Origin of the sequence: Streptomyces sp. NBC_01408 (assembly GCF_026340255.1) — a bacterium.
Taxonomy (GTDB): domain Bacteria; phylum Actinomycetota; class Actinomycetes; order Streptomycetales; family Streptomycetaceae; genus Streptomyces.
The window spans coordinates 1,335,557-1,347,510 of record NZ_JAPEPJ010000001.1 but is presented as its reverse complement, the minus strand read 5'-3'; the positions used below and the strand labels follow the sequence as shown (position 1 = coordinate 1,347,510).

Annotated in this window: 11 protein-coding genes and 2 tRNA genes; 8 read left to right on the top strand and 5 right to left on the bottom strand. The window is 71.0% G+C overall.

All coding sequences use genetic code 11. The features are described from left to right. Positions 1 to 135: 135 nt before the first annotated feature. The 3 genes from OG447_RS06290 to OG447_RS06280 form a co-directional block, all read right to left on the bottom strand. Positions 136 to 208: transfer RNA gene (locus tag OG447_RS06290), tRNA-Gly, on the bottom strand. A gap of 69 nt (positions 209 to 277) precedes the next feature. Further along, positions 278 to 349, bottom strand: a tRNA-Gly gene (locus OG447_RS06285). 88 nt (positions 350 to 437) lie between these two features. After that, positions 438 to 755, bottom strand: coding sequence for an Lsr2 family protein (locus OG447_RS06280; protein ID WP_266935411.1), 318 nt, complete (start codon positions 753 to 755; stop codon positions 438 to 440). 343 nt (positions 756 to 1,098) lie between these two features. Here OG447_RS06280 and purS point away from each other — a divergent pair, with 343 nt between their 5' ends. From purS to OG447_RS06250, 6 genes are all read left to right on the top strand, one after another. Then, positions 1,099 to 1,350 carry a phosphoribosylformylglycinamidine synthase subunit PurS gene (purS, locus tag OG447_RS06275; protein WP_266935410.1) on the top strand — a complete coding sequence of 84 codons (252 nt, stop codon included), beginning with the start codon at positions 1,099 to 1,101 and terminating at the stop codon, positions 1,348 to 1,350. Between the two features lie 2 nt (positions 1,351 to 1,352). Then, on the top strand, positions 1,353 to 2,033 hold the full coding sequence (gene purQ, locus OG447_RS06270) for a phosphoribosylformylglycinamidine synthase subunit PurQ (protein ID WP_266935409.1): 681 nt from the start codon (positions 1,353 to 1,355) through the stop codon (positions 2,031 to 2,033). Further along, positions 2,030 to 4,279 carry a phosphoribosylformylglycinamidine synthase subunit PurL gene (purL, locus tag OG447_RS06265; RefSeq protein WP_266935407.1) on the top strand — a complete coding sequence of 750 codons (2,250 nt, stop codon included), beginning with the start codon at positions 2,030 to 2,032 and terminating at the stop codon, positions 4,277 to 4,279. Before purQ ends, purL begins: the two co-directional genes overlap by 4 nt. A 141-nt stretch (positions 4,280 to 4,420) precedes the next feature. After that, entirely contained in the window at positions 4,421 to 5,674 is a 1,254-nt protein-coding gene (locus OG447_RS06260; protein WP_266935406.1) for a hypothetical protein, read from the top strand. A 17-nt stretch (positions 5,675 to 5,691) separates the two neighbouring features. After that, complete coding sequence (locus tag OG447_RS06255) at positions 5,692 to 6,489, top strand: maleylpyruvate isomerase family mycothiol-dependent enzyme (RefSeq protein WP_266935405.1); 798 nt, start codon at positions 5,692 to 5,694, stop codon at positions 6,487 to 6,489. Positions 6,490 to 6,591: 102 nt separating this feature from the next. After that, entirely contained in the window at positions 6,592 to 7,416 is an 825-nt protein-coding gene (locus OG447_RS06250) for an META domain-containing protein (RefSeq protein ID WP_266935403.1), read from the top strand. Positions 7,417 to 7,428: 12 nt separating this feature from the next. Here the strand turns inward: OG447_RS06250 and OG447_RS06245 are convergent, their stop codons facing one another. Together OG447_RS06245 and OG447_RS32355 are read right to left on the bottom strand one after the other, a co-directional pair. Further along, positions 7,429 to 8,862 (bottom strand): sulfatase-like hydrolase/transferase, encoded by a 1,434-nt coding sequence (locus OG447_RS06245; RefSeq protein WP_266935402.1) that lies wholly within the window; start codon positions 8,860 to 8,862, stop codon positions 7,429 to 7,431. Between the two features lie 116 nt (positions 8,863 to 8,978). Continuing rightward, entirely contained in the window at positions 8,979 to 9,074 is a 96-nt protein-coding gene (locus tag OG447_RS32355) for a putative leader peptide (protein ID WP_324617183.1), read from the bottom strand. Positions 9,075 to 9,222: 148 nt separating this feature from the next. Here OG447_RS32355 and purF point away from each other — a divergent pair, with 148 nt between their 5' ends. Then, positions 9,223 to 10,740, top strand: a complete 1,518-nt coding sequence (gene purF, locus OG447_RS06240; protein ID WP_266935401.1) for an amidophosphoribosyltransferase — start codon at positions 9,223 to 9,225, stop codon at positions 10,738 to 10,740. Positions 10,741 to 10,846: 106 nt separating this feature from the next. Then, positions 10,847 to 11,917 carry a phosphoribosylformylglycinamidine cyclo-ligase gene (gene purM / locus OG447_RS06235; RefSeq protein WP_266935399.1) on the top strand — a complete coding sequence of 357 codons (1,071 nt, stop codon included), beginning with the start codon at positions 10,847 to 10,849 and terminating at the stop codon, positions 11,915 to 11,917. The last annotated feature ends 37 nt before the right edge of the window (positions 11,918 to 11,954 follow it).

The following is an 11,954-nucleotide window of genomic DNA, read 5'->3' as shown; positions in this document are numbered from 1 at the left end:
GGGCCACTACGGCAGTGCGTGCCGTCATGACCCGGCATGACATTTGTCAGGACGCCACCGTCCGGCGACCGTCGGCGGCTTCTCGGGGAACACGAAGAAGGCCCCGGTCATAATGACCGGGGCCTTCTCACTCTGAGCGGACGACGCGACTCGAACGCGCGACATCCACCTTGGCAAGGTGGTGCTCTACCAACTGAGCTACGTCCGCATGCACTGCACTCGGCAATGCGTGCATCACTCTACCTGATCCACCGGAGTGGTCGGCAAAACCATGCAGAGCGGGTGACAGGGATCGCACACTGCGCCTTCCCTCTGGAAGAGGGATGTTCTGCTACTGAACTACACCCGCACGACCTTCGGGGCTTCGGCCTGCGGCCTCGCCCCTCGGCGTGATCCACACATTAGCCGATCCAGGGGGGTGGATGGCAAATCGGCCCTCAGTGGGCCGCGTTGTAGGCCTCGTAGATCTTCTTCGGGATGCGGCCGCGCGGCGGCACGTCGTACTGGTTGGACCGGGCCCAGGCCCGGACGACCGCCGGGTCCGGCGCGATGGAGGTGTGCTTGAAGGCCTTCCCCGAGCGGGACTGGCGGCGGCCGGCGGCCACGAAGGGGGCCAGGCCCTTCCGCAGTTTCTTTGCGTTGGCCACATTGAGGTCGATCTCGTACGACTTACCGTCCAGAGCGAACACGACCGTTTCCGCCGCTTCTCCGCCATCGATGTCATCGGAGAGCGTGACTACTACGCGCTGCGCCACGGATATCGGTCCCTTCGTGCGACGTCGTCACCCGTTGACGTGCGGTGATGTCGCCTGTGTGGATGTTTCGGAGCAATGCGTCTTTCTGCCCCCGTCGCGAAGCGACAAATGCCACCGCCTCGGGTGATTCCTTTGTACCCCGATTCGCATTGCATTGCGAAGCCCAGTTAATTATCTCCGCGTGTCTTGCCGCAATGCCGGGTACGCGGTTTTCCGGCGGATTTTGCGAAGCGTTGGTGAAGGCGAAACCCGCCGACGATCAAGGTCAGATCATATCTACCCGCGTAGAAATTTTGGCCGGGTACGCTGAGGGAACCGCCTTCGCACCAACCACCACACGGGAGTGCCAGTGGCACGCGTCGTAGTCGACGTCATGCTCAAGCCGGAGATCCTCGACCCCCAGGGCCAGGCGGTGCAGCGTGCACTGCCGCGTCTGGGCTTCGAAGGAATCGCCGACGTCCGCCAGGGGAAGCGCTTCGAACTGGAGGTGGAGGGACCGGTCGACCAGGCCGCCCTCGACCGCATCCACAAGATGGCCGAAACCTTCCTTGCCAACACCATCATCGAAGACTTCACCGTGAAGGTCGAGGCCTGAGGGTGACCACTCGCATCGGAGTCGTCACGTTCCCCGGAACGCTCGACGACCGTGACTCGCTGCGCGCCATCCGCCTCGCGGGGGCCGAGCCGGTCTCGCTCTGGCACCGCGACAAGGACCTGCATCAGGTCGACGCGGTCGTCCTCGCGGGCGGCTTCTCCTACGGGGACTACCTGCGCGCCGGGGCCATCTCCCGGTTCTCGCCGGTGATGGAGACCATCATCGAGCAGGCCAAGGCCGGCATGCCCGTCCTCGGCATCTGCAACGGCTTCCAGGTCCTCACCGAGGCCCACCTGCTGCCGGGGGCGATGCTGCGCAACAACCACCTGCACTTCATCTGCCGCGACCAGAAGCTGCGGGTGGAGAACGCGGAGACCGCGTGGACCGGCGACTACACCGCCGGCCAGGAGATCTCCGTACCGCTCAAGAACATGGACGGCCGCTACACCGCCGACGAGCGCACGCTCGACGAACTGGAGGCCGAAGGCCGAGTGGCCTTCCGCTACCTGGACGGCAACCCGAACGGTTCGCTCCGCGACATCGCCGGCATCACCAACGCGGCGGGCAACATCGTCGGTCTCATGCCGCACCCCGAGCACGCGGTCGAGCCGCTGATCGGGACAGGCCGCACCGACGGTCTCCCGTTCTTCACCTCGGTCCTGAAGAAGCTGGTCAGCGCATGAGCCTCGACACCGTCAAGAACGCCAGCGAGACCCCGGACGCCGCGCAGCCCTGGAAGGAGCTCGGCCTCAAGGAGGACGAGTACGCGCGCATCCGGGAGATCCTCGGCCGCCGCCCGACCGGCGCCGAGCTCGCCATGTACTCGGTCATGTGGTCCGAGCACTGCTCGTACAAGAGCAGCAAGGTCCACCTGAAGCAGTTCGGCGAGAAGGTCCCGCAGAACGACGCCATGCTCGTCGGCATCGGCGAGAACGCCGGCGTCGTCGACGTCGGCCAGGGCTACGCGGTCACCTTCAAGGTGGAGTCGCACAACCACCCCTCGTACATCGAGCCCTACCAGGGCGCGGCCACCGGCATCGGCGGCATCGTCCGCGACATCCTCGCGATGGGCGCCCGCCCGGTCGCGGTCGTGGACCCGCTGCGCTTCGGCGCGGCCGACCACCCCGACACCAAGCGCGTCCTGCCGGGCGTGGTCGCGGGCATCGGCGGCTACGGCAACTGCCTGGGCCTGCCCAACATCGGCGGCGAGGTCGTCTTCGACGCCTGCTACCAGGGCAACCCGCTGGTCAACGCCGGCTGCATCGGCGTGATGAAGCACGAGGACATCCACCTCGCCAAGGCCTCCGGCCCCGGTAACAAGGTCATCCTCTACGGCGCCCGCACCGGCGGCGACGGCATCGGCGGCGTCTCGGTCCTCGCCTCGGAGACCTTCGACGACACCAAGCCGACCAAGCGCCCCGCGGTGCAGGTGGGCGACCCCTTCCAGGAGAAGCTCCTCATCGAGTGCACCCTGGAGATCTTCAAGGAGAAGCTGGTCGCCGGCATCCAGGACCTCGGCGGCGCCGGGCTCTCCTGCGCCACGAGCGAGCTGGCCTCGGCCGGTTCCGGCGGCATGCGCGTCGAGCTGGACACCGTCCCGCTGCGCGACGCGACGCTCTCGCCCGAGGAGATCCTCATGAGCGAGTCGCAGGAGCGCATGTGCGCGATCGTGGAGCCGCAGTACGTCGAGCGCTTCATGGAGATCTGCGAGAAGTGGGACGTCATCGCCACCGTCATCGGTGAGGTGACCGAGGGCGAGCGCCTGGAGATCTTCTGGCACGGCGAGCAGATCGTGGACGTGCCCCCGGGCACCGTCGCCCACGAGGGCCCCGTCTACCACCGCCCCTACGCGCGCCCCTCCTGGCAGGACGCGCTCCAGGCGGACGACGCCGGCAAGCTGCCGCGCCCGCAGACCTCCGAGGAGCTGCGCGCGCAGGTCCTCGCGCTGGTCTCCTCCCCGAACCAGGCCTCCAAGTCCTGGGTCACCGACCAGTACGACCGCTTCGTGCAGGGCAACACCGTGCTCTCGCAGCCCGAGGACGCGGGCATGGTCCGCATCGACGCGGAGTCGAACCTCGGCGTGGCCATGGCCACCGACGGCAACGGCCGCTTCGCCAAGCTCGACCCGTACACGGGCGCGCAGCTGGCGCTGGCGGAGTCCTACCGCAACGTGGCGGCGACCGGCGCCAAGCCGCTCGCGATCTCCGACTGCCTGAACTTCGGGTCCCCCGAAGACCCGGACGTCATGTGGCAGTTCGCCGAGGCCTGCCGCGGTCTCGCCGACGGCTGCCTGGAGCTGGGCACCCCGGTGACCGGCGGCAACGTCTCGCTCTACAACCAGACCGGCGACACCGCCATCCACCCGACCCCGGTCGTGGCGGTCCTCGGTGTGATCGACGACGTCAACCGCCGTACGCCGATGGCGTTCTCGGAGGCCGGCCAGCTGCTCTACCTGCTGGGCGACACGTCCGAGGAGTTCGGCGGCTCGGCCTGGTCCCAGGTCGTCCACGACCACCTCGGCGGCATGCCGCCCAAGGTGGACCTGGGCCGCGAGAAGCTGCTCGGCGAGATCCTGATCTCCGCCTCGCGCGACGGCATGATCGACGCCGCGCACGACCTCTCCGACGGCGGCGTGATCCAGGCGCTCACCGAGTCCTGCCTGCGCGGCGGCAACGGTGCCCGGATCGTGGTGCCCGAGGGCCTGGACACCTTCACCTTCCTGTTCTCCGAGTCCGCGGGCCGCGCCATCGTGGCCGTCCCGCGCAGCGAGGAGCTCCGCTTCACCGACATGTGCGGTGCGCGGGGCCTGCCGGCCGCCCGCATCGGCGTGGTGGACGGCGAGGAGATCGAGATCCAGGGCGAGTTCACCCTCCCGCTGGCCGAACTCCGCACGGCACACGAGGCGACGATCCCGGCCCTGCTGGCCTGATTCCCGCCCGTCGCAGGTGTACGAGCCCCCGTCCGGATCCCTCCGGGCGGGGGCTCGCGCGTGGCCCGGGCATCCGGCCGTAGCGATTCCGTACCCGGAACTGCCTTCTGACCAGCGACGGCGCTTGCGCATACTGACGCCGTGAGCATCGTCAAGAACCTGCCCGAAGCGGCAATACCCCAGGGCGGCGCCCCCGTCTGGGAGGCCGGGGACGCCCGGCGCTGGCGTGATGCCCGCGTGCCGTGGGCCTTCTCTCCCATCGTCGTCGGCTGGGCCCTGGCGCCGCTGGTCCTCCTCGCGATCGCGCTGCTCATCCGGTACGAACCCGAGCGCACCGACGTCGGTACCGCGTGGGCCGGCTATCCCGGGGCGGTCCTGCTGCTCGCGCTCCCCGCCTGGTACCGCTTCCTGCCGGGCGCGACCCTCGTCGGCGCCCCCCTCGTCGCCCTGGACGCGGTCCTCTCCCTGACCCTCCCCGACCGCTCCGACGGTCCCGGCGCCTGGCTGGTCCTGACCCTCTGCGCCTGGGCGTTCACCGGGACACTGCTGCGGCTGCGGGCCCGGAGCCGGCAGCGGACCCTCTTCCTCGCCGCGGCCGCCGGCGCCCGCCGCCCGGTCCCGCGACACCTGACGACGGGGCATCGCAGGCGCGGCCGGTGGCTGATCGTCCCGGGGGCCGCGCTCTGCCTCGCGGCGGCGGGGCTCCTGGCCTGGGGCCTGGCCGCGGATCTGCGGGCGGCCGGTACGGGGACCCCGTACGACGCCGTCGGCCAGCAGGTCATCGCCCTCCTGCTGCTGGCCCCCGGCACGACCCTGCTCGGCCGCGGCCTCCAGGCGCGGCGCGCCGCGCGGCGGCTGCACGAGGGGCCGCAGCCCGTGCTGCGCGTCGGCGTGCGCAATCCGTTGGTCGGGCCCTGCTGGCTGGTCGCGGACGCCGTGACGGCCTCGGCCGAGCCGCTGGTCGGCTTCCGCGACCTCTTCGCGGACAGCCACGGCCACGGCAGCGGCCGGCTGCTGGCCGGCGGGGAGGAGAGCCGGCTGCGGGCCGAGCACCACGACATCGACCCGCGCCGCGAACCCTTCGAGGCGCTCCTGTACGGGGTGCCCTGCGAGGGCGCCGAAGTCGTCCTGGAGTACGCCCACTACGAGAGCGACACCCGGATCGTCACCGCCGTCACGACCGCTCCGCTGCTGCCCGTACGCCGCCGCTCCCTGCCGCCTTGGCAGCCCGCCGGGAGCTCGTACACCCTCAGGGCCCGGGTGGAGGACGAGCGCCGGCGCGTGGAGCGGGCGGCACGGGCCGCCCGCGGCGAGTCCGGAGGCATCGGCTTCACCTTCGGCAGCAGTGACAGCGGCAGCAGTTGTGGCGGAGGCTGCGGCGGGGGCGGCGACTGATCGGGCAGACTCGCCGCATGGCACCCAAGACCCGCACCTACGACCCGGCCAGGACCCGCAAGGCCGTCCTGGCCCAGTTCGGCCATGTCGCCGACGCACTGCGCGGGTTGGACGAGGAGCGCCTGGCGCGCCCCGCGCAGCTGGGCGACTGGACCGTACGGGACCTGGCGGAGCACCTGGCGTGGGCGGTCGGCTCGCTCGCCGGAGCCGCCGCCCGCCCGGCCGCCGCGCGCGCGGAAGTGACCGTACAGACCTGGCCGTTCGCGACCGGGCCGATCGCCGGGAAGATCGCCGACGCGCACCGTGCGGCGGACGAGCGGCCCGGCCGGTCCGGGGAACCGCTCGGCGCGCTGTACGAGCGGACCGGCGCCCGGCTCGCCGAGCTGCTGGACGTCCTGCCCGGCGGGCACCTGCTGCCGCTGTGGATCGGCGGGATGACCGTCGCCGACTTCCTGGTCACCCGGACCGTGGAGCTCGTCGTCCACACCGACGACCTGAACCGGGCCGCGGGGCTGGACATCCCCGTCGACCGGCAGGCCCTCGCCGCCTGCACCCGGGTTCTCGCGGACGCCCTGGCGGTCAAGGCGCCGGGTGCCTCGGTGGAGGTACGGGTGCCCCCGTTCGCGGTGGTCCAGTGCGTCGAGGGGCCCCGGCACACCCGGGGCACCCCGCCCAACGTGGTGGAGACCGACCCGCTGACCTGGATCAGGCTGGCCACGGGCCGCAGCGGCTGGGCGGAGTCCCTCTCGGAGGCGCGGGTGCGGGCCAGCGGGGAGCGGGCCGACCTGTCGGCGCTGCTCCCGCTGATGAGCTGAGCGGGGCCGGGCCGAGCGGGGCCGAGCTGGGCCGAGCGAGTCCGGGATGAGCTGAGCGGGGCAGGGCGGGAACCGTCCCGGCCGCCGCTCCGTCCCAGGGACATGCGTACCTTCCGGCACGTCCGCGACCACGTTCCCGCCCGGGCCGCTCTCGGTCTGGGCCTCGTCCTCGCCCTCGGCCTCACCGGCTGCGGCCGGGTCACGGAGAGCGGCGGCGGTCCGCCGGCCGGTCCCGTGGGTTCCTGGGGCGTCGAGTCCCTGACCACCGGCGGCCGCACCCTGCACGCGCCCGAAGCCGCCCGCGTCGACCTCACGCAGGATGCGGCCAAGGGCCACTACGGCTGCAACGGCTTCACGGCGGAGGTCGCCCTGCACGGGGACTCCGCGCTGACCGTCACACCCGGCGCCACCACCGCCATGGCCTGCGAGAACATGGAATTCGAGACGGCCTTCGCCAAGCTGCTCCAGGGCCGGCTGACCGTCGACCGGGGACCGGACCGGCTCACCCTGAAGACCGCCGACGGGAGCACCATCGCCATGACGTCGAAGCCGCCCGTCCCGGACGCCCCGCTCATCGCGACCGAGTGGGCGGTCGACTCCCTGCTCAGCGGCGGGACCGTGTCCTCCGTACCGCCCGAGGCGGCCGGCAAGGCCCGGTTCACCCTCGCCGCCGACGGCACGGCCGGCGGCAGCCTCGGCTGCAACCGGTTCAGCGCCCCGGCCACCGTCGAGGGTTCCTCGGTCACCTTCGGGCCGCTCACCACGACCCGGATGGCCTGCGAAGGCCCGGCCGGCGAGGTGGAGCGGACGCTGACCGGCCTCTTCGGCAGCGGCCCGCTCACCTGGCAGATCAAGGGTTCGCAGCTGACCCTCACCGCGCCCGACGGCAAGGGCCTGGCCGCCGGGGCGGCCTCCGCCGCCGAGTGACCCGCCCGTGGCTCAGCCCGGGTACGGCAGCAGCCCCGCGTCGACGGACTCCCAGGCCGCCCGCAGCTGTGCCAGCCGGGCCGGTTCCACCGCGGCCCTGTCGGCCTGTTCGCGGATGTCGGCGGCCAGGTCGAACAGCTGGTCCCGGCCCGACGTGCCGCGGTAGTACTTCCAGTTGCCGCGGCGCAGCGCCCGCTGCCCGCGCACCCGCCAGAACAGGTCCCGCTCGGGCGCCTTCTCGCCGCGCAGCAGGTACCCGGCCAGGCTCGCCCCGTCCAGCGGGTAGGCCCGGTGCGGCCGCGCCCCGGCCAGCTCCAGCAGCGTCGCCGTCCAGTCCGGGCTGAACACCGGGACGCGGCTGACCTGGCCGCCGTCCAGCCGGGCGGGCCAGCGCGCGATGTTCGGCACCCGGATCCCGCCCTCCTGGAGGGAGGCCTTGTTCCCCGACAGCGGCCAGTTGTACGAGAAGCGCTCACCGCCGTTGTCGCTGGAGAAGACGACCAGGGTGTCCTCCTCCTGACCGGAGCGCTTCAGCGCCTTCAGGACCTCGCCGACCGAGCGGTCGAGGTCCTCGACCATCTCCTTGTACTTCTCGACCGAGCCGCCGTCCTGGTGCCACAGGGCGCGCGCTTCGCCCGCCTTGATCCGCCGGACGATCTCGGCGCTCTCCTCGGTGTCCCCGTCGGCGATCCACGGCCAGTGCGGGGTGGTGAAGTTGAGGTTCAGCAGCCACGGCCTGCCGTGGTGGTCCCGGGAGACGTACTCGCTCGCCCGCTCGGTGATGATCCGCGTGTAGTAGCGCAGGTCCTTGTACTCGGCGTCGCCCTCGTACAGGTCGTACTCGCCGCCCAGGCCCAGCTTGGAGTAGTACTCCAGGGCCCCGCCGAAGTTGCCGAAGAACTCGTCCCAGCCGGACCTGGTCGGGCTGTAGTCGGGCAGGTAGCCGGCGTGCCACTTGCCGATCAGCGCGGTGGCGTAGCCGGCCTCCTTCAGCAGCGAGGCCAGCGTCGGGTGCGTCGGCTCCAGCCCCACCGACTTGTCGGCGATCGGCTCCGCCAGCCCGCCCTTGGTCCGGCCCGGGTAGCGCCCGGTGTAGAGGCTGAACCGGGTCGGCGAGCAGGTCGCGGAGCCGGAGTAGGCATCGGTGAACCGGACTCCCTGGCGGGCGAGGCGGTCCAGGTTCGGGGTCTTGATGTGCGGCGAGCCGTAGGCGGAGAGGTCGGCCCAGCCCAGGTCGTCGCCCAGGATGAAGAGGATGTTCGGGCGGCGGGAGCGGCGCCCCCGGGCGGCCCGGAACTCCTCCTCCCGGGGTGCCGCGGAGGGGGCCGCAGGGGCCTCGGCGGCCACGGCCGGGGCGGCGCCCAGCCCCACGGCGGCGGCGGCCGCGGTCACTCCGACGGCGCCGCCGAAGGCACGGCGGGACAGCTTGTTCTCGTACGAAGACACAGGTACTCCAAGGCACGGTCCGTCCCCCTGCCCCGGGCGGGCGCGGGGACGGCGCGCGGCACGGCAGGGCAGGGCGGGGCGGAGCGGAAATGGGGAAAGGAGAGAAAGAGTTGTGGCTACGCGGAACAGCGACAGATGGCGCTCGCGACACGGACCAGGTCTACGTGGCGGCGCTCGACGAGGGTGACAGTGCGGTCACCGAGAGGCTGCATGGAGCGAGAGCCTGTACGAATGCCTTCGTACATGTCAACAAGGTGATCCGAATACCGAGACGGAGGCGTCCGGTCACCCTCTGTGCTGTGAGATTTCCCGGCCGTCGCCAATTCGGACCAGTGGTCGATCTCGCCTACACTCGGAGATGTGCCTCGTGGTGATGGACGACTCAACCACGACCTGCTCCCCGGCGAAAAGGGCCCCCAGGACGCTTGCGGCGTCTTCGGTGTCTGGGCTCCGGGTGAAGAGGTCGCCAAGCTCACCTACTTCGGACTGTATGCCCTGCAGCACCGTGGACAAGAGTCCGCGGGAATCGCTGTGAGCAACGGTTCCCAGATCCTCGTCTTCAAGGACATGGGCCTCGTTTCCCAAGTCTTCGACGAAACCTCTCTCGGCTCGCTCCAAGGTCATATCGCGGTCGGTCACGCCCGCTATTCGACCACCGGGGCCTCCGTCTGGGAGAACGCGCAGCCCACCTTCCGCGCGACCGCCCACGGCTCGATCGCCCTGGGTCACAACGGCAACCTGGTGAACACCGCCGAGCTCGCCGAGATGGTCGCCGACCTCCCCCGTCAGGACGGCCGTGCCACCCAGGTGGCCGCCACCAACGACACCGACCTGGTCACCGCACTGCTCGCGGGGCAGACCGACGAGGACGGCAAGCCCCTGACGATCGAGGAGTCGGCCACCAAGGTCCTCCCGAAGGTCAAGGGCGCCTTCTCCCTCGTCTTCATGGACGAGGGGACCCTCTACACCGCCCGTGACCCGCAGGGCATCCGCCCGCTGGTCCTCGGCCGCCTGGAGCGCGGCTGGGTGGTCGCGAGCGAGACCGCCGCCCTCGACATCTGCGGCGCCAGCTTCGTCCGCGAGGTCGAGCCGGGCGAGCTCATCGCGATCGACGAGAACGGTCTGCGGACCTCGCGCTTCGCGGAAGCGAAGCCCAAGGGCTGTGTCTTCGAGTACGTCTACCTGGCGCGCCCGGACACCGACATCGCCGGCCGGAACGTCTACCTCTCGCGTGTCGAGATGGGACGGCGCCTGGCCAAGGAAGCCCCGGCCGACGCAGACCTGGTGATATCGACGCCGGAATCGGGCACGCCCGCCGCCGTCGGCTACGCCGAGGCCAGCGGAATCCCGTACGGCGTCGGCCTGGTCAAGAACGCCTACGTGGGCCGGACCTTCATCCAGCCCTCGCAGACGATCCGCCAGCTCGGCATCCGCCTCAAGCTCAACCCCCTCAAGGAAGTCATCCGGGGCAAGCGCCTGGTGGTCGTCGACGACTCGATCGTCCGCGGCAACACGCAGCGCGCCCTGGTCAAGATGCTCCGCGAGGCCGGCGCGGCGGAGGTCCACATCCGGATCTCCTCGCCGCCGGTGAAGTGGCCGTGCTTCTTCGGCATCGACTTCGCCACCCGGGCCGAGCTGATCGCCAACGGCATGACGGTCGACGAGATCGCCACGTCGCTCGGCGCGGACTCGCTCTCGTACATCTCGCTCGACTCGATGATCGAGGCGACGACCATCCAGAAGCCCAACCTCTGCCGTGCGTGCTTCGACGGCGTGTACCCGATGGAGCTGCCCGACCCGCAGCTCCTGGGCAAGCAGCTGCTGGAGTCCGAGCTCGCGGGCGGCACGGACGCCGCCGACGCGCTCCGTCGCCCGTAGCGCCCGCTCAACCTGCGCCGGGCCCTGTCCTTCAGGCCAAAGAGATCGACACGGCCCCGGGGCCCGGCACCCCACGCAGCAAACGACACGAAAGCTCTCTCCTGTCATGACAGAGAAGACCACCGGTGCCAGCTACGCAGCCGCGGGCGTCGACATCGAAGCGGGAGACCGCGCCGTCGAGTTGATGAAGGAGTGGGTGAAGAAGACGCAGCGCCCCGAGGTCCTCGGCGGCCTCGGCGGGTTCGCCGGCCTCTTCGACGCCTCCGCCCTCAAGCGCTACGAGCGTCCGCTGCTCGCCTCCGCCACCGACGGGGTGGGCACCAAGGTGGACATCGCCCGTCAGATGGGCGTCTACGACACCATCGGCCACGACCTGGTCGCGATGGTCATGGACGACATCGTCGTCTGCGGCGCGGAGCCGCTCTTCATGACCGACTACATCTGCGTCGGCAAGGTCCACCCCGAGCGGGTCGCGGCCATCGTCAAGGGCATCGCCGAGGGCTGTGTCCTCGCCGGCTGCGCGCTGGTGGGCGGCGAGACCGCCGAACACCCGGGCCTGCTGGGACCGGACGACTTCGACGTGGCGGGCGCGGGCACCGGTGTCGTCGAGTACGACCGGCTGCTCGGCGCGGATCGCATCCGTACGGGTGACGCCGTCATCGCGATGGCTTCGTCCGGCCTTCACTCGAACGGGTACTCGCTGGTCCGGCATGTCCTCTTCGACCGGGCCGGGATGTCCCTGGACCAGGAGATCGCGGAGCTCGGCCGCACCCTCGGCGAGGAACTGCTGGAGCCCACCAAGATCTACTCGCTGGACTGCCTCGCCCTCACCCGTACGGCCGAGGTGCACGCCTACTCGCACATCACCGGCGGCGGCCTGGCGGCCAACCTGGCCCGGGTGATCCCGGACCACCTGCACGCCACGGTCGACCGTTCGACCTGGACCCCCGGCGCGATCTTCGACCTGGTCGGCAAGGCGGGTCAGGTCGAGCAGCTGGAGCTGGAGAAGACGCTGAACATGGGCGTCGGCATGATGGCGGTCGTGCCGGGCGAGTCGGTGGACGTGGCGCTGACCGCGCTGGCCGACCGGGGCGTCGACGCCTGGGTGGCGGGCGAGATCCTGGACCGCGGCGACCACACCGAGGGCGCCACCCTCACCGGTTCCTACGCGAGCTGAGCAGCACTGAAACCCGGCCCGGGGCGATGCCCTGGAC